The following is a 16,372-nucleotide window of genomic DNA, read 5'->3' as shown; positions in this document are numbered from 1 at the left end:
CCAGCAGCGAAGCCGTGCTTCGTGAATTGACGAGGCCGGTTTTGGCCGGGCGCGAATCATACAGGAAAAGCCGAACCGTTGGGCAGGTTTTTTGCTAGAGGTGAACAGCGGGCCGTGGATAGATGCCGAGCGCCCTCACCCATATAGACCACGCCCTATGTAGCCCGGATGCAATCCGAGGCGGAGTTTCCCGGATTGCATCCGGGCTACGGGATCTTTCAACTCGCCGGGCGCAACGCATCCAGCAGCGGCTGCAACGAATAGCCCAGCCGCGGGGCGAGTGCTTCGGCACGGGCCTTGAGGCCGTCGAGGTCGAGCGACTGGTCGAGATCGGCCGGCACCAGCAAGGTGACGTTGCCCTCCTTTACCGGAATCTCCCAGTAGTGGCGGTGGTACAGCCCGCGCAGCAATGCGGCGCCGAGTGGCCGGCCGTCGTCGGTGCCCCACTGGTTGATCACCAGCCAGCCACCGGGGTTGAGGCGCTTCTGGCAATTCTCCAGGAAGCGCCAGGCCAGGTGGCCGGCGGCCGGGCCGGTGTCGGTATAGAGGTCGACGAAGATCAGGTCGGCGGTCTCGGCGCTGTCCAGCAGCTCCAGGGCATCGCCGATACGGATGGTCAGGCGCGGGTCGTCGGCCAGCCCCAGGTACTGCATGGCCAGGCGCGGCACGTCGGGGCGCAGCTCGATGACTTCGACGTCGTCCAGCGCCAGGAACTTCAGGCAGGCCTGGGTCAGGGTGCCGCCACCCAGGCCGAGGAACAGCGCCGACTCCGGCGCCTCGTGGCACAGCGCGCCGATCAGCATGGCGCGGGTGTAGTCGTACTCCAGCCAGGCCGGGTCGCGGGTATAGGTGCAGCTCTGCTCGATGGCCTCGCCGAATTCGAGGAAGCGGTAGTCGCCCATTTCCAGCACGCGGATCACGCCCCAGGCGTCGCGCACTTCCTCCAGGAGGATTTCCTCGTGATCCAGGTTCATCCTTCCAGCCCCTGGCGGAACTGCCCCGGCGTGGTGCCGCTCCAGCGCCGGAAAGCCTTGGCAAAAGCACTCTCGTCGGAGAAGCCGAGCCGTTCCGCGACTTCGGCCAGGCGCGGTGACTCGCGCAGCAGCTGTTCGGCCATCTGGTACAGCACCTGGTCGCGCAGCAGCTTGAAGCTGGTGCCCTCCTCGGCCAGCTTGCGATTCAGATGGCGGCCGCTCAGCTCCAGTTGCTCGGCGATGCGCTCCTTGCCCCAGCGCGGCTGTGCGCGCAGCTGTTGTTGCACGCGTACGGCCAGGCTCTGCTGGCCGAGGCGTTCGAGCAGGCTGTTGGCCAGACCGCGCAGGTGCTCGCGCATCGGCGCGTTGGCCTGGATCAGCGGCATGGTCAGATCGGAGCTGTCGAACAGCAGGCCGTTCTCGCCGGCGGCGAACTGCAGCGGGCAGCCGAGCAGCTCGACGTAGCGTGCCTCCGCTGCCCGCGCCGCATGCTCGAAGCGCAGCTCCAGCGGCTGGATGCGCTCGCCGGTGATCCAGCGCGACATGTGCACCAGACTGCCCAGCACCGCCTCCACCCGCTCCTCGCGGCGCGTCTGATAGTGCGGCTGGTAGGCCAGGCACAGCTGGCCGCCCTTGTGACGCAGGGCGAACTCACCGCCCTCGCCGACGATGGGGTAGTACTCCAGCAGCGCCTCCAGCGCCTCGCCCAAGGTTTCGCAGCTCATCAGCAGGGCCCCGACCATATCCAGATGGCCAACCTGCAGGGCATTGCCCAGGCGCAGGCCGATCAGCGGGTCCTGGGCGGCGGCGCAGAAGGCCTCCCACAGGGCGTCCTGGCGCGCTAGGGGAATGCGCGCTTCCTGGCCCAGCTGGCGCAGTTCGGCAGGCAGCGGCAGGGCCAGGCGCTCGGCGGCCTGGAGGATGGCCTGGGCGTAGTGGACGGTGACCGAAGGGGTGCTGCTCATGGAGTCCTGAATTAACCGGAAGAGGTCCTGATTGAGCCGTTACGGCGTTTGGGCGACTGCCTATGCTGGGCCCAGATAACGAGGCTGTGCGCGACAGGCCCGCGTTGTACCACGCCCGCGCAGCGCAGCCCATAGCGAAAGAGAGCCTTGCATGCATGCCATCATCGGCGCCGGTCCCATGGGGCTGGCTGCTGCACGCCAGTTGCAGCGCCATGGTATCCCCTTCGTCGGCTTCGAACTGCATAGCGAAGTCGGCGGCCTGTGGGATATCGCCAATCCGCACAGCACCATGTACCAGTCAGCGCACCTGATCTCGTCGAAGGGCACCACCGCCTTCGCCGAATTCCCCATGGCGGATGCGGTGCCGCCCTACCCGCACCATAGCCAGATCGGCCAGTACTTTCGCGACTATGCCGAGCACTTCGGCCTGCGCCAGTACTACCAGTTCAACACACGCGTGGTGCGCCTGGAGCGCCTGTGCCAGGGCTGGCGCCTGGTCAGCGAGCACAATGGAACCCTGCGTGAGTGGCAGTTCGAGGGCGTGCTGATCGCCAACGGCACCCTGCACACGCCCAACCAGCCGGCGCTGCCCGGCCAGTTCGACGGCGAGCTGCTGCACTCCAGCGCCTACAAGAGCGCCGAGATCTTCGCCGACAAGCGCGTGCTGGTGATCGGCTGCGGCAACTCGGCCTGCGATATCGCGGTGGACGCCGTGCACCGGGCCAGGTCGGTGGACCTGTCGGTGCGCCGCGGCTATCACTTCCTGCCCAAGTTCATTCTCGGCAAGCCCACCGACACCTTCGGCGGCGCGATCAAGCTGCCGCGCCGGCTCAAGCAGCTGGTCGACGGCCTGCTGGTGCGTGCCCTGCTCGGCAAGCCCTCGCAGTACGGCCTGCCCGACCCGAACTACCGCCTGTACGAATCGCACCCGGTGATGAACTCGCTGGTGCTGCACCATATCGGCCATGGCGACATCCAGCCGCGCGGCGATATTCGCGCGGTGAACGGCAAGCGCGTGACCTTCGCCTATGGCGGCGAGGCCGAGTACGACCTGATCCTGCAGGCCACCGGCTACAAGCTCGACTATCCCTTTATCGACCGCGCCGAGCTGAACTGGCCGGCGGACGCCGACGCCCCGCAGCTGTACCTCAACGTGTTCCACCCGCAGCACGCCGACCTGTTCATGCTCGGCATGATCGAGGCCTCCGGCCTGGGCTGGCAGGGCCGCGCCGAACAGGCCGAACTGGTCGCACTGGCCATCCTCCAGCAGCAGCGCAATGCCGCTTCGGCCAAGCGCCTGCGCGACACCGTGCAGGAGCGCGCCGGCCAGCGCCTGGACGGCGGCTTCGCCTACCTCAAGCTGCCGCGCATGGCCTACTACGTGCACAAGGACAGCTACCGCGCCGCGATCAAGGCGCATATCGCCGAGCTGCGCCGCGACCTCACCACTACCCCGACCGAGGAGCGGCTCGATGTCCAGCGTCAATCTTGAGTTCTCGCCCACGGCGATGATCGCCCTCAACGCGATCATCGCGCTGATGATGTTCGGCGTGTCCCTGGAGCTGCGCGCCGGCGACTTCAGCCGCATCCTGCGTTCGCCCAAGGCCCCGGTGATCGGCATGCTGGTGCAGTTCCTGCTGCTGCCGGCGGCCACCTGCGGCCTGACCCTGCTGTTGCCGATCGAACCGGAGCTGGCCCTGGGCATGATCCTGGTCGCCACCTGCCCCAGCGGCACCTTCTCCAACATCATGACCTGGCTGGCGCGCGGCAACGTCGCGGTGTCGGCCAGCGTCACCGCCGTGTCCAGCCTGACGGCCGGCATTTTCACCCCGCTCAACTTCGCCCTGTACGCCGGACTCAACCCCAACACCCGCGCCCTGCTCACCGAGATCCATGTCGACCCCATGGAACTGCTGGCCATGGTGGTGCTGGTGCTGATCCTGCCGATGCTCGCCGGCATGGCCCTGGGCAAGCGCCGCCCGCAACTGGCACGCAAGCTGGAGAAACCGCTGCGACACTTCTCCCTGCTGGTGCTGCTGGCCTTCGTCGGCGGCGCCTTCGTGAAGAACTTCGACCAGTTCATCGAGCACTTCCACCTGTTCTTCTGGCTGGTGGTGACGCTCAACGCCATGGCCCTGGTGCTCGGCTATCTGTGCGCCAAGCTGTGGCGCCTGAGCGATGCCGACGTGCGCGCGGTGACCCTGGAGAGCGGCATCCACAACTCGGCGCTGGGTATGGCGTTGATCTTCACCTTCTTCCCGCAGTCCGGCGGCATGCTGCTGATCGCCGCGTTCTGGGGCTGCTGGCAGCTGCTCGCCGGCCTGATTCTGGCCCTGCTCTGGGGCCGTCGCGCCCCCAAAAGCCTGGAAACACAAAGTGGGAGCGGCCTTGGCCGCGATTACCAGCCATGACCCTGCATCGCGGCCAAGGCCGCTCCCACAATAACGCTCCCGATATGCGTACCGTACTCATCACTGGCGCCGCCAGCGGTCTGGGCTGGGAGCTGGCGCGAGCCTGCCATGCACGCGGCGACGCCCTGCTGCTCACCGATATCGACGCCACCGGCCTGGCCGCGCGGGTCGCCGAATTGGGTAGCGACCGCGTCGAGGGCCTGTCCGGCGATATCACCGACCCGGCGCTGCATCACCAACTGGTCGAGGCCTGCCGGGCGGTGTTCGGCCGCCTCGACCTGCTGATCAACAACGCCGGTATCACCCATCGCTCGCCCACCACCCGCACCGCGCCGGAAGTGCTGCGCAAGGTCATGGCGGTGGACTACCACGCGCCGCTGGAGCTGACCCTGGCCGCCTTGCCGCTGCTGCGCGAAAGCCGTGGCCAGGTCGCCGCCATCGGCTCCATGGCCGGCTGGATGCCGGTGCTCGGCCGCGCCGGCTACTGCGCGGCGAAGAGCGCCCTGGCCCAGGCCTTCGAGGTGCTGCGCGCGGAGATCGCCCGCGACGGCATCCACACGCTGCTGGTCTACCCGAGCTTTCTCGACACGCCCATCGAGCGCAACGCCCTGGGCGGCGATGGCCAGCCGGCCAACCACGCACGCTCGACCATCGGCCGGGTGCGCGGCGCCGACTGGATGGCCGGGGAAATCCTCAAGGCCCTGGAAGGCGGGCGCCAGCGCCTGTTCCCTGATCGTGGCAGCTGGCTGGCCAGCCTGCTCTGGCGCATCGCCCCGGCGCTGTATTACCGGCAGATGAGCAAGCGCTTCGCCGACGAACTGCCGCCGCAGGGTGCGCGCACTCCATATGTAGGAGCGAGCTCTGCTCGCGAACCAGATAACGCAGAGGCATCTTCGCGAGCAGAGCTCGCTCCTACCGATCGGGGCGACGTCCAGCCATGATCGCCTCCTACGCCCTCGGCGCCTTTATCCTGCTGGCCTACACCTTGGAGGCCGTCACCGGCTTCGGCAGCATTGTTATCGCCCTGTCGCTGGGCGCCCTGCTGCTGCCCATCGAGCAACTGCTGCCGGTTCTGGTGCCGCTGAATATCGGCATGACCGGCTACCTGGTGTGGCGCCACCGCGCGCAGATCGACCGCCGCCTGCTGCTCGGCACCATCCTGCCCGGCATGGTCGTCGGCACGGCGCTGGGTTACCTGTTGCTGCCCTATCTGGACGCGGCGCTGCTCAAGCGCGGCTTCGGCGTGCTGATCCTGTGGTTCGCCGGCCGCGAGCTGTGGCGCCTACGCCATGCCGCCGCGCTACCGGTGCGGCCGCAGTGGCTGACTCGCCTGCTCACCCTCGGCGCCGGTATCAGCCACGGCCTGTTCGCCTCCGGCGGTCCGCTGCTGGTCTACGGCCTGGCCGGCACCACGCTGGACAAGGCGCGTTTCCGCGCCACCCTGGTCAGCGTCTGGTTCACCTTGAACAGCCTGCTGACTGCCGCCTTTCTGGTCGACGGCCGCCTGCAACCGGCCCTGCCCCAAGTGCTGGCCTACGCCCCGCTGCTGCTGGTCGGCCTGTGGCTGGGCGAGCGCCTGCACCAGCGCTTCGACGAGCGCCACTTCCGCATCGCCATCTACGCCCTGCTGCTGGTCACCGGCACGCTGCTGCTCGCCCCCTGGAGCCTCGTATGAGCTACGACATCATCATCAAGAACGGCCTGTATTTCGACGGCAGCGGCGCGCCCGGCGCGCTGCGCCATATCGGCATCAAGCGGGGCAAGGTCGATGCGGTCAGCCTCAGCCCGCTGGACGAGAGCGGCTGTGCCGAGGTGCTGGACGCCGCCGGCAAGTGGGTGACACCAGGCTTCCTGGAGATCCACTCGCACTACGACGCCGAGGTGATCGCCGCGCCGGCGCTAAAGGAATCGGTGCGCCACGGTGTGACCAGCGTGACCATCGGCTCCTGCTCGATCAGCATGGTGCTGGCCGACGCCGAGGACTGCTCGGACCTGTTCACCCGCGTCGAGGCGGTGCCGCGCGAGTACGTGCTGCCGATCCTGCAGGAGAAGAAGACCTGGCGCGACGCCGCCGGCTACCGCGCCTTCTACGACCAGCTGGCGCTGGGCCCCAACGTCAGCTCCTTCCTTGGCCACTCCGAACTGCGCGTGGCGGTAATGGGCCTGGAGCGCGCCACCCGTGACGTGGTCCCGACCGAGGCCGAGCTGCAACGCATGGAACAGCTGCTGGAAGAAGCGCTGGACGCCGGCTGCATCGGCCTGTCGGTGATGACCACGCGGCTGGACAAGATGGACGGCGACCGCGCCTGGTCCAGTCCGCTGCCCTCGACCTTCGCCAGCTGGAAGGAATTCTCCCGCCTGTTCGCCATCCTCCGTCGCCGTGGCGCGGTGATGCAGGGCGCGCCGAACGCGGTGACCAAGGTCAACGTGTTCGCCTTCCTCTGGCAGGCCCATGGCTGGTTCCGCACACCGCTGAAGTGCTCGATGCTCACCGCCCTGGACCTCAAGTCACAGCCGCTGCTGCATCGCTTCACCCGTTTCTCCGGCTGGCTGGCGAACAAGGTGCTGCGCGGCAACTTCCGCTGGCAGACCCTGCCGGCGCCGTTCACCCTGCGCCTGGAAGGCCTCAACGTGAACGCCTTCGAGGAGTTCGGCGCCGGCGAGATCCTGCGCAACATCAAGGACCCCGACGAGCTGTACAGTAAGGTGCTGGAGCCGGAGTTCCGCGCCCTGTTCAAGAAGCAGGTCAAGGCTGTGTTGACCAAGGGCCTGTGGCACCGCGACTTCTCCGACTGCTGGGTGACCGAGTGCCCGGACGCTTCCATGGTCGGCAAGAACTTCAAGCAGCTCGGCCAGGCACGTGGCCTGGACGCAGTGGACGCCTACTTCGAGCTGGCCTGCCAGTACCGCGAGGCGCTGAAGTGGACCACCTGCTACGGCAACCAGCGCCTGCCGGTGATGCACAAGCTGCTGTCCAGCCCATGGACCCAGCCGGGCTTCGCCGACTCCGGCGCGCACCTGCGCTCCATCGCCCAGTACAACTTCCCGCTGCGCTTCCTCAAGTACGTGCGTGATGCGCAGATCGCCGGCGCCCCGTTCATGGAGCTGGGCCAAGCCGTGCGCCGTTGCAGCGGCGAGCTGGCCGACTTCATCGGTGTGGATGCCGGCTATATCCGCGTCGGCGACCGCGCCGACCTGGTGATCGTCAATCCCGCCGGGCTGACCGATGAACTCGACGACATGAGCGAGGCACCGATGGAGGTGCTCGGCCTGGTGCGGGTGGTCAAGCGTAACGACGCGGCAGTGGACGCCACCCTGATCAACGGCCGCATCGCCTATCGGCGTGGCGGCCAGGAATACCCAGAGGAGCTGGGCAAGGCCCAGGGCTACGGACGCTTCTTCGCCAGTCGCGACGTGCTGCCGCGCGCAGAAGCAGTACGCGCCTTCCAGCCCGCCACGGCCTGATCCGTAGGGCGGATGTAGCCCGGATGCAATCCGGGAAGCAGGCGGGTCCGGTCCCGGATTGCATCCGGGCTACGACGCTGAACCATCCCCTCTCCCGTTTACGGGAGAGGGTTAGGGAGAGGGCCAGACCCTCATCATTCATCAGGTGCCGCCAAGAGCATCGCTCCAAGGGCAAGCGCTGTCCCAGCCAGGCTTTCGGGACAGCCGCGCTCGCTTCGCATCCGCTCGTGGCCGCCGTGCCGGCAGCCGAGTTTTCGCCGGCAGGCCGGCCGCGACGGATGCACCTTCCCTCTCTATTCGGCCGCTCTATGAGGCTTATCGGCTGACCTGCCACGGTCCGCGGGGTTAACATGCCGGCACAACCCGAATCAGCCGAGCGCAGAGAAGCCCGATGTCCGCCTGGACCCCCGATAGCTGGAGAGGCAAGCCCATCCAGCAGCAGCCGCAATACCCCGATGCCGCCCACCTGGCCCGCGTGGAGCAGACCCTGGCCGGCTACCCGCCGCTAGTGTTCGCCGGCGAGGCGCGCGAGCTGCGCCGCCAGTTCGCCGAAGTGACCCAGGGCCGAGCCTTCCTGCTGCAGGGCGGCGACTGCGCCGAGAGCTTCGCCGAATTCAGCGCCGCGAAGATCCGCGACACCTTCAAGGTGCTGCTGCAGATGGCCATCGTCATGACCTTCGCCGCCGGCTGCCCGGTGGTGAAGGTGGGACGCATGGCCGGCCAGTTCGCCAAGCCGCGCTCGGCCAATGACGAGACCATCAATGGCGTGACCCTGCCGGCCTACCGCGGCGATATCGTCAACGGCATCGGCTTCGACGCCGCCAGCCGCGTGCCGGACCCGGACCGCCTGCTGCAGGCCTATCACCAGGCCACCGCCAGCCTCAACCTGCTGCGCGCCTTCGCCCAGGGCGGCTTCGCCGACGTGCATCAGGTGCACCAGTGGAACCTCGACTTCATCGCCAACTCGGCGCTGGGCGAGAAGTACAGCGCCCTGGCCGACCGCATCGACGAGACCCTGGCCTTCATGCGCGCGGTCGGCATGGACAGCGCGCCGCAGCTGCGCGAAGCCAGCTTCTTCACCGCCCACGAGGCGCTGCTGCTGGGCTACGAGCAGGCCTTCGTGCGCCAGGACAGCCTCACCGGGCGCTGGTACGACTGCTCCGCGCATATGCTGTGGATCGGCGACCGCACCCGCCAGCTGGACGGCGCCCATGTCGAGTTCATGCGCGGCGTGGAGAACCCCATCGGGGTCAAGGTCGGCCCGAGCATGGACCCGGACGAGCTGATCCGCCTGATCGATATCCTCAACCCGGACAACGACCCCGGCCGCCTCAACCTGATCGTGCGCATGGGCGCCGACAAGGTCGAGGCCAACTTCCCGCGCCTGCTGCGCAAGGTGAAGGAAGAAGGCCGCCAGGTGCTGTGGAGTTCCGACCCCATGCACGGCAACACCATCAAGGCCTCCAGCGGCTACAAGACCCGCGACTTCGCGCAGATCCTCAGCGAGGTGAAGCAGTTCTTCCAGGTCCACCGCGCCGAGGGCACCGTGGCCGGTGGCATCCATATCGAGATGACCGGGCAGAACGTCACCGAGTGCATCGGCGGTTCTCGCCCGATCACCGAGGACGCCCTCTCCGACCGCTACCACACCCACTGCGACCCGCGCATGAATGCCGACCAATCCCTGGAGCTGGCCTTCATGATCGCCGAGACGCTGAAGCAGGCACGCACCTGAGGCAGCGTCTGTAAAAACGACGGGGCCTGATGGCCCCGTTGTTGTTCCTACCCGCACACTCTCGAACGGCGACGCTTCCCTTTCCGCGGCAGGCGGCGTTTCATCGCACTTTCATCCGAACATTCCTCCGCACGGATGCACTGCCATGCTCTCGCTCCATCGAATCCTCGCCCTGCTCCTGCTCGCCGGCCCGACGGCCTGGGCCGCCGGCGGCACCAATGAATACGAACTCGACTGGCCGCAGCAGGACGAGGCGCTGATGTACCGCTCCTGCGGCTGCGCCGATGCCTGCTGGGTGGCCGAGGTGCGTGAGCGCGACAGCCAGCAGGTCAAGGTGCGCCTGCGCTGCGACTGCAGCGAGCTGAGCTACAGCCCCGACGGGGCGGCGGAACAGCCGCTGGCCGAGTCCTGCGCCGCCATCAACGCCGGCCCGGACAAGGGCGCGCTGATCGGCGCCAAGCTGCGCGAACTGCACGACACGAAGCGCTAAGCGGCCACGCCGCCCCGTACTGCGACCCGCTTCACGCCCTCGCCCGCCTCAATCGCCGAAAATGCCGCGCCGGCCGAATGCCGACGCCTCTGGCCACCCATTGCCTCACCTTCAAGGACGATGACCATGAAACTGCAGTTCTCCCTTTCCGCCCTCGCCCTGGCCACCCTGCTGAGCGGCTGCCAGAACATGAGCCCGGACGCCATGCTCAGCACCGGCATGCAGGCCATGCAGGCCGCCACCCTGAGCGACAGCGAAGTGAAGGCCATGGCCGACGAGGCCTGTGTGCAGATGGATGCCGAAGCCCCCATCGCCCCGGCCGACAGCGAATACAGCCAGCGCCTGGACAAGATCGCCGCCAACCTGGGCCACCAGGTCAGCGGCACTCCGGTCAACTACAAGGTCTACCTGACTGACGAGGTCAACGCCTGGGCCATGGCCAACGGTTGCGTGCGCGTGTACAGCGGCCTGATGGACCTGATGAACGACAACGAAGTGGAAGGCGTGCTCGGCCACGAGATGGGCCACGTCGCCCTCGGTCACACCAAGAAGGCCATGCAGGCCGCCTATGCCACCTCCGTGGCTCGCGGCGCGGCAGCCTCCTCGGGCAATGGCGCAGTCTCCGCGCTGTCCAGCTCGCAGCTGGGTGACCTCGGCGAGGAGCTGGTCAACGCCCAGTTCTCCCAGTCCCAGGAAAGCGACGCCGACGACTTCTCCTTCGACCTGCTGAAGCAGCGCGGCATCCCGCTGGAAGGCCTGGCCAGCGCCTTCGACAAACTGGCCCAGCTGGGCGGTGGCGACAGCAGCATGTTCGACTCCCACCCGGGCTCGGCCGACCGCGCCGCGCATATCCGCCAGCGCATCGCTGCCGAGCAGTAAGCAACCGAGGGGCCGCAGCAGCGGCCCCTTCTGCTTTCAGGAGTCATCTCATGCTCAGCCTGCGTACCCTATCGATTTGCGTCCTGCTGCCGCTTGCCTCCCAGGCAGCCGCCGATACGAAGGACTCCTCTGCTCACTATGACAATTGCCTCAAGGCCAATCAGCCCCTCAACAACAGCGTGGTGGCGTCCTGTGCCGACGAAACCTCGCAGATGACGAAGAAGGAAATGAACCGCGTCTATCAGCGCCTCTATCTCAAGCTGCAGCAGACCTCGCAAGAAGATGCTCAGCAACTCGAAGACGCGCAGAAGGCATGGCTCGTCTATCGCAACGCGCATTGCGACCTTCAGGGCAAGCATGTCGGCTCACCGATGTATTACACCTGCCCAATGGAGCTGAACATCGGCAGGGTCGCCGAACTGCAATTCCTGCTCGACAACGGCGGTTAAAACCGAAAACAACCCATGGTGCGGGGGCTCACGGCGTCCAGTCGACCCGGTGTTCCTCGAGATAGGCATCCACCGCCGCACCCACCGTCGGGTGGAATACGTCGCCACCGATCTGCTCCAGCACCTCCAGGCGCAGCAGCTTGTCCTTCACCGGATCCTTCATTTCGGCAAAGCGCAGTTCGATGCCGGCGGCTCGCAGGATCTGCTCCAGCTCTACCAGCATATCCGCCGAGGTCACGTCCACGCTGGTGACCGGCTCGGCGGCCACCACCACCATGCGCACAGGGTCCGGCGCCTGGGCAACGGCATCCTGGATGCAGCTCTGGAACAGCTCGGCATTGGCGAAGAACAGCGGCGCATCCCAGCGGAACAGCACCAGGCCGGGCACACGCCGGGCATGGGGATAGCGCGTCACATCGTGATAGCCGCGGATGCCATCGACCCGCCCGAGCACGGCGAAATGCGGGCGCCAGCCATCCCAGAGAAACTCGATCACCGCCACCAGCACCGCCAGGCCGATGCCCGGCACCGCGCCGAGCACGGCGACGCCGACGAAGCAGGTGATCGACAGCCAGAACTCCCAGCGCTGGATGCGATAGATGCGCCGCAGGTCCTTGAACTCGAAGAGGCCGATGGCCGCGGCGATCACCACCGCCGCCAGCGCGCTGTTGGGCAGGTGCTGCAGCAGGTTGGGAGCGAACAGCAGCAACAGCGACACGCCCAGGGCACCGAATACCCCGGTGAGCTGGGTCCTGGAGCCCGCCGCCTCGGCCACTGGCGTACGCGAGGAACTGCTGCTGATGGGAAAGCCCTGGAACAGCCCCGCCGCTAGATTGGCAGCGCCCAGGCCGACCATTTCCTGGTTCGGGTCGACCGGCGTGCGGGTCCTGGCTGCATAGGTGCGCGATAGCACGCTGGTGTCGGCGAAGGACACCAGCGCCACGGCAAAGCCGCCAATCAGCACGGCGCTCACATCGCCCAGGGTGATCCACGGCAGGCTGAAGCTCGGCAGGCCTTGGGGCAACGGCCCGAGCACCTTGACGCCATGCTCCGCGCCCAGGCCCAGCCCGCCGACCAGCAGGGTGGCGAGTACCACCGCGATGAGGATGTCGGGCAGGCGTTCAAAACGCTTGAGCAGGAGAATCACCAGCAAGGTGCCCGCGCCCACCGCGAAGGCCGCCCAATTGGCCTCACCGGCCAGCAGGGCCTGGCCTAGGGTGGCGAGATCGCGCAGCGGCCCGGCGCTGTCGATGGAGATGCCGAACAGCTTGGGCATCTGGCTGATCAGCACGGTGAAGGCGATGCCGTTCATGTAGCCATAGCGGATCGGCTTGGACAGCAGCTCGGTGATGAAGCCCAGGCGCAACAACCCGGCGGCGATGCAGACCAGCCCTGACACCAGCGCCATCGCGCTGGCCAGGGCGATCGCGCGCATCGGATCGCCGGCCGACTGTGGCAGCACCACGGCGATAATGATGGCTGCCAGCGCCGAGTCGGGGCCGAGCACCAGAATGCGGCTGGGCCCGAACAGGGCATAAGCGAGCAGCGGCACGATGGTGGCGTACAGGCCATAGATGCCGGGCACTCCAGAGGCTTCGGCATAGGCGATGCCCACCGGCACCAGCATGGTGGTCAGCACCAGTCCCGCGAGCAGGTCCTTCGCCAGCCAGCTTGCCTGATAGCGGCGCAGTATCTGCAAGCCGGGCAGCCAGCGGCGCCATCCGGAAAGACCGGAGTCGCGAGAGGACGTGAAGCCAGCAGGTGGAACATCGCTCATGGCGCGCTTCCTAGTAGCCAGGGCTGGAAACCTATGCGTCCGGGGTAAAGAAGTACGCCAGGCCGAGGATCAGGTACACGGCCAGCAGCTGCACCCCTTTCAGCCAATCCGAGCGCCCGTCACCCGCCACCTGGCCGGTGATCAGCACGGCCAGCAACACGCTGAGCACCAGCCCCCCGGAGAAGGCCAGGTCCATCGGTGTCGAACCCACCACATAGCTGGCCAGGACCAGGACCGGCGCGACGAACAGAGCTACCTGAACGCTGGAGCCGATGGCGATCGATAACGACAGGTCCATGCGATTCTTCATGGCCGCCGAGATCGCCGAAGAGTGCTCGGCCGCGTTGCCGAGAATCGCCACAATGAACACCCCGACGAACAGGTTGCTCAGGCCGAGCTGGTGGGCGCTGGGTTCGATGGCACCGACCAGAATCTCGCTGATCCACGCGATCATCAGAGTCGCCAGGCCCAGGACCAGCAGCGCCTTGCCCAACGGCCAGAGCGCCGATTGATCGACGCCGTGGGCAATGTTGGGATCGCCGGCGAACAGGTTCTTGTGAGTGACCAGGGAATACAGCAGGAACAGCCCGTAGACCAGCAACAGCACCAGCGAGATATACAGGCTCAACACTTGCAGCCCTTCCGGCACGCGCGACGCCACCACGGAGTTGTAGGCCGCCGGCAGGATCAGGGCGATGGTCGCCAGGGTCAGCAAGGTGGCCTGGGAACGGGCGGCAGATGCATTGTATTGCTGTTCTTGGTGCCGAAGCCCGCCGGCCAGCATCGCCGCACCCATGACCAGCAGGATATTGCCGACGATGGAGCCGACCAACGAGGCCTTCACCACATCATGCAAGCCGGCACGCAGCGCGCTCAGGGCAATAATCAGTTCCGTGGCATTGCCGAACGTGGCATTGAGCAACCCGCCCACGCCCTCGCCAGAGCGCTCCGCCAACTGCTCGGTGGCCCGCCCCAGCCACCCGGCCAGCGGCACGATGGCCAGGGCAGCCATCAGGAAGATCAACAAGTGCTGCTGCGGCGCGGCGAATTCCAGGACGATCGCAATCGGGACGAAGACCAGCATCCAGTTGAGCATTGGCGCTCCTTGGGTGATCGGGTGTGGAGGATTTCCCGCTAAGAATGGCTCGCCATCTGCTGTCCGTCGAAAGATTCCCGCAAATAACCCTGGCCTGTGGATGGGCTTGTCCTTTTTCGCCGGCCTCGAGCCCGCGAGGCGTTGGCTACGCTTTCGATTGCGGGTCTGCCAAGGGCTGTCCATGCCGCTGGCCGACAGGACACTCAAGGAATGCGGAAGGAGGCGGAGATGCGCGAAGTGGCCGGTGAGGCGCGTGAACGGGTTCTCAACCCCGTCGACAGGGTGATGGAAGTGATCTTCGGCCTGCTCATGGCGATGACCTTCATCGGCGCGCTGAGCGTGGCCACCTCCGGACGCGAGGAAGCGCGCACCATGCTGATTGCCGCCATCGGCTGCAACCTTGCCTGGGGCCTGGCCGATGCGGTGATGTACATGGTGCGTGCCTGGACTGATCGTACGCGCAATCGGAACCTGCTGATGCGCCTGCACAGCGGCGGCGACCCTGGCACAGGCCAGGCCCTGATCGCCGATGCACTGCCCCCGCATATCGCGGAGGTGGCGGGAGCCGACGGACTGGAAATGCTGCGCCAACGCCTGCTTGAACACGCTCCACGACCAGCGCCCTCCTGGCTGGACCTGGACGTGGCCAAGGGTGCCTTGGGCATTTTCCTGCTGGTGGTGCTGTCGACCTTTCCGCTGGTCATCCCGTTTCTGCTGATCGACAAGACATCCCTGGCGATCCGGGTTTCCAACCTGGTAGCCCTGGCACTGCTGTTCAGCTCGGGCTGGATATTGGCTCGCTACTCCGGTGGCAATACCTGGACGGGCGGAGTGGCGATGACGGTCGTCGGCACGCTGCTGCTGTTGGCCATTATCGCCCTGGGCGGCTGATGGGCGAAGGCTATGGCTGCAAGCCCAGCGCCTGCAGTCGCTGCGCCACCGGACGCTGGCAGTTGAACCGAACCCGCTCCAGCCCCAGCCAGCTCGCCAGCGCCTGGAGCTGGCCTGCCAGCGCCAGCAGCGCCTCCTCGCTCAACACCGCCTCCTCCAGATGCACGGCATGCACCGCCAGGCGCCCCTGTGCCCGCTCGCTACGCAGGTCGACCCGCGCCAGCAGGCGTTCATGGTGCAGGAACGGCAACACGTAGTAGCCGTACACCCGCTTGTCTGGCGGCGTGTAGATCTCCAGGCGGTAACGGAAGCCGAACAGCCGCTCGGTACGCTCGCGCTCCCAGATCAGCGAATCGAAGGGCGACAGCAGCGCGCTGGCCCGCACCCGGCGCGGAATGCTCGGCTCGCCACGGCAGTAGGCCGCCTGCTTCCAGCCCTGCACTGCAACCGGCTGCAGCTCGCCGGCCTCCACCAGTTCGGCGATGCGCGCCTTGGCATCAAAGGCATCCAGGCGGAAGTAGTCGCGCAGATCGCGCTCGGTGGCTACGCCCAGGGCATCGGCCGAACGCAATAGCAACTGGCGCTGGGCGTCGGCTTCCTCGATCTCGGGATGTTCGAGCTGGGCCGTCGGGATTACCCGTTCCGGCAGGTCGTACAGGCGCTCGAAGCCGCGGCGCCCGGCCACCGCCACCTGGCCGGCGGCGAACAACCATTCCATCGCATGCTTCTCCGCGCTCCAGTCCCACCAGGGGCCGGCACGTTCGGTGCGGGTGCTTAGGCTGCCGGCGCCCAGCGCGCCCTGCTCGCGCACGGCCTGCAGCACCCGCTGGATCACCGCCTGCCTCTGGCGGCCGAACTCGGCCAGTTGGCGATAGATGCCCTGCCCGTCCGCCGCCCGCTGCATGCGCCAGCGCAGCAGCGGATACAGCTCCAGCGGCAGCAGCGAGGCTTCGTGGCCCCAGTACTCGAACAGGCTGCGGCGCTTCGGCTTGCCCCAGGCCAGCTCGTCCAGCAGCTCAGGCTCGTAGTGGCCCAGGCGCGAGAACGCCGGCAGATAGTGCGAGCGCACCAAGGCGTTGACCGAGTCGATCTGCAGCACGCCGAGGCGCTCGATCTGCGCCTGCAGCTGACGGTGGCGAATGGCGCCGCGCGGCGCGCGGGCGAAGCCCTGGGCGGCCAGGGCCAGGCGGCGGGCTTCGGCGAGGGACAGTGAGAGCGTCATGCGGCCAGCCTAGCAGGC

At 67.1% G+C, this 16,372-nt stretch carries 15 protein-coding genes; 10 read left to right on the top strand and 5 right to left on the bottom strand.

The features are described from left to right. Positions 1–218: 218 nt before the first annotated feature. Together N7607_RS10215 and N7607_RS10210 are read right to left on the bottom strand one after the other, a co-directional pair. Positions 219–974 carry a spermidine synthase gene (locus N7607_RS10215; protein ID WP_279866958.1) on the bottom strand — a complete coding sequence of 252 codons (756 nt, stop codon included), beginning with the start codon at positions 972–974 and terminating at the stop codon, positions 219–221. Then, a complete protein-coding gene (locus N7607_RS10210) occupies positions 971–1,939 on the bottom strand; it encodes an AraC family transcriptional regulator (protein WP_279866960.1) in 969 nt (322 codons plus the stop codon). The genes N7607_RS10215 and N7607_RS10210 overlap by 4 nt, the downstream gene beginning before the upstream one ends. A gap of 151 nt (positions 1,940–2,090) precedes the next feature. On the opposite strand from N7607_RS10210, the gene N7607_RS10205 reads away from it, so the two are divergent. The 9 genes from N7607_RS10205 to N7607_RS10165 all read left to right on the top strand — a co-directional run bounded on the left by N7607_RS10205 (position 2,091) and on the right by N7607_RS10165 (position 11,368). Further along, entirely contained in the window at positions 2,091–3,431 is a 1,341-nt protein-coding gene (locus N7607_RS10205; RefSeq protein WP_279866961.1) for an NAD(P)/FAD-dependent oxidoreductase, read from the top strand. Continuing rightward, positions 3,412–4,350, top strand: coding sequence for a bile acid:sodium symporter family protein (locus N7607_RS10200; RefSeq protein WP_279924022.1), 939 nt, complete (start codon positions 3,412–3,414; stop codon positions 4,348–4,350). The genes N7607_RS10205 and N7607_RS10200 overlap by 20 nt, the downstream gene beginning before the upstream one ends. A 44-nt stretch (positions 4,351–4,394) precedes the next feature. After that, positions 4,395–5,291, top strand: a complete 897-nt coding sequence (locus tag N7607_RS10195) for an SDR family NAD(P)-dependent oxidoreductase (RefSeq protein WP_279924021.1) — start codon at positions 4,395–4,397, stop codon at positions 5,289–5,291. Further along, the gene (locus N7607_RS10190; RefSeq protein ID WP_279866313.1) at positions 5,288–6,025 is read left to right on the top strand and encodes a sulfite exporter TauE/SafE family protein; all 738 of its coding nucleotides are present in this window, start codon (positions 5,288–5,290) and stop codon (positions 6,023–6,025) included. Before N7607_RS10195 ends, N7607_RS10190 begins: the two co-directional genes overlap by 4 nt. After that, positions 6,022–7,815: an amidohydrolase family protein gene (locus N7607_RS10185; RefSeq protein ID WP_279866314.1), complete on the top strand. Its 1,794-nt coding sequence runs from the start codon at positions 6,022–6,024 to the stop codon at positions 7,813–7,815. The genes N7607_RS10190 and N7607_RS10185 overlap by 4 nt, the downstream gene beginning before the upstream one ends. A 391-nt stretch (positions 7,816–8,206) precedes the next feature. Beyond that, a complete protein-coding gene (locus N7607_RS10180; protein ID WP_279866315.1) occupies positions 8,207–9,550 on the top strand; it encodes a 3-deoxy-7-phosphoheptulonate synthase class II in 1,344 nt (447 codons plus the stop codon). A gap of 145 nt (positions 9,551–9,695) precedes the next feature. Further along, on the top strand, positions 9,696–10,040 hold the full coding sequence (locus N7607_RS10175; RefSeq protein ID WP_279866316.1) for a hypothetical protein: 345 nt from the start codon (positions 9,696–9,698) through the stop codon (positions 10,038–10,040). A 126-nt stretch (positions 10,041–10,166) separates the two neighbouring features. Beyond that, positions 10,167–10,919, top strand: coding sequence for a M48 family metallopeptidase (locus N7607_RS10170; protein ID WP_279866317.1), 753 nt, complete (start codon positions 10,167–10,169; stop codon positions 10,917–10,919). A gap of 50 nt (positions 10,920–10,969) precedes the next feature. Continuing rightward, a complete protein-coding gene (locus tag N7607_RS10165; RefSeq protein ID WP_279866318.1) occupies positions 10,970–11,368 on the top strand; it encodes a lysozyme inhibitor LprI family protein in 399 nt (132 codons plus the stop codon). A 28-nt stretch (positions 11,369–11,396) separates the two neighbouring features. On the opposite strand, the gene sulP is transcribed toward N7607_RS10165, so the two are convergent. Together sulP and cax are read right to left on the bottom strand one after the other, a co-directional pair. Further along, positions 11,397–13,145, bottom strand: coding sequence for a sulfate permease (gene sulP / locus N7607_RS10160; RefSeq protein WP_279866319.1), 1,749 nt, complete (start codon positions 13,143–13,145; stop codon positions 11,397–11,399). 31 nt (positions 13,146–13,176) lie between these two features. Next, a complete protein-coding gene (cax, locus tag N7607_RS10155; RefSeq protein ID WP_279866320.1) occupies positions 13,177–14,241 on the bottom strand; it encodes a calcium/proton exchanger in 1,065 nt (354 codons plus the stop codon). Positions 14,242–14,469: 228 nt separating this feature from the next. On the opposite strand from cax, the gene N7607_RS10150 reads away from it, so the two are divergent. Then, complete coding sequence (locus N7607_RS10150; RefSeq protein WP_279866321.1) at positions 14,470–15,132, top strand: hypothetical protein; 663 nt, start codon at positions 14,470–14,472, stop codon at positions 15,130–15,132. A gap of 10 nt (positions 15,133–15,142) precedes the next feature. On the opposite strand, the gene N7607_RS10145 is transcribed toward N7607_RS10150, so the two are convergent. Further along, positions 15,143–16,354: a crosslink repair DNA glycosylase YcaQ family protein gene (locus N7607_RS10145; protein WP_279866322.1), complete on the bottom strand. Its 1,212-nt coding sequence runs from the start codon at positions 16,352–16,354 to the stop codon at positions 15,143–15,145. Between the last annotated feature and the right edge of the window lie 18 nt (positions 16,355–16,372).

Origin of the sequence: Pseudomonas sp. GD04019 (assembly GCF_029837695.1) — a bacterium.
GTDB lineage: Bacteria > Pseudomonadota > Gammaproteobacteria > Pseudomonadales > Pseudomonadaceae > Aquipseudomonas.
This window is presented reverse-complemented; position numbering and strand designations above follow the sequence as displayed.

Bases quoted from the DNA above. Each gene is read 5' to 3' on its own strand.
- N7607_RS10215 (WP_279866958.1), bottom strand. From the start codon at position 974: ATGAACCTGGATCACGAGGAAATCCTCCTGGAGGAAGTGCGCGACGCC.
- N7607_RS10210 (WP_279866960.1), bottom strand. From the start codon at position 1,939: ATGAGCAGCACCCCTTCGGTCACCGTCCACTACGCCCAGGCCATCCTC.
- N7607_RS10205 (WP_279866961.1), top strand. From the start codon at position 2,091: ATGCATGCCATCATCGGCGCCGGTCCCATGGGGCTGGCTGCTGCACGC.
- N7607_RS10200 (WP_279924022.1), top strand. From the start codon at position 3,412: ATGTCCAGCGTCAATCTTGAGTTCTCGCCCACGGCGATGATCGCCCTC.
- N7607_RS10195 (WP_279924021.1), top strand. From the start codon at position 4,395: ATGCGTACCGTACTCATCACTGGCGCCGCCAGCGGTCTGGGCTGGGAG.
- N7607_RS10190 (WP_279866313.1), top strand. From the start codon at position 5,288: ATGATCGCCTCCTACGCCCTCGGCGCCTTTATCCTGCTGGCCTACACC.
- N7607_RS10185 (WP_279866314.1), top strand. From the start codon at position 6,022: ATGAGCTACGACATCATCATCAAGAACGGCCTGTATTTCGACGGCAGC.
- N7607_RS10180 (WP_279866315.1), top strand. From the start codon at position 8,207: ATGTCCGCCTGGACCCCCGATAGCTGGAGAGGCAAGCCCATCCAGCAG.
- N7607_RS10175 (WP_279866316.1), top strand. From the start codon at position 9,696: ATGCTCTCGCTCCATCGAATCCTCGCCCTGCTCCTGCTCGCCGGCCCG.
- N7607_RS10170 (WP_279866317.1), top strand. From the start codon at position 10,167: ATGAAACTGCAGTTCTCCCTTTCCGCCCTCGCCCTGGCCACCCTGCTG.
- N7607_RS10165 (WP_279866318.1), top strand. From the start codon at position 10,970: ATGCTCAGCCTGCGTACCCTATCGATTTGCGTCCTGCTGCCGCTTGCC.
- sulP (WP_279866319.1), bottom strand. From the start codon at position 13,145: ATGAGCGATGTTCCACCTGCTGGCTTCACGTCCTCTCGCGACTCCGGT.
- cax (WP_279866320.1), bottom strand. From the start codon at position 14,241: ATGCTCAACTGGATGCTGGTCTTCGTCCCGATTGCGATCGTCCTGGAA.
- N7607_RS10150 (WP_279866321.1), top strand. From the start codon at position 14,470: ATGCGCGAAGTGGCCGGTGAGGCGCGTGAACGGGTTCTCAACCCCGTC.
- N7607_RS10145 (WP_279866322.1), bottom strand. From the start codon at position 16,354: ATGACGCTCTCACTGTCCCTCGCCGAAGCCCGCCGCCTGGCCCTGGCC.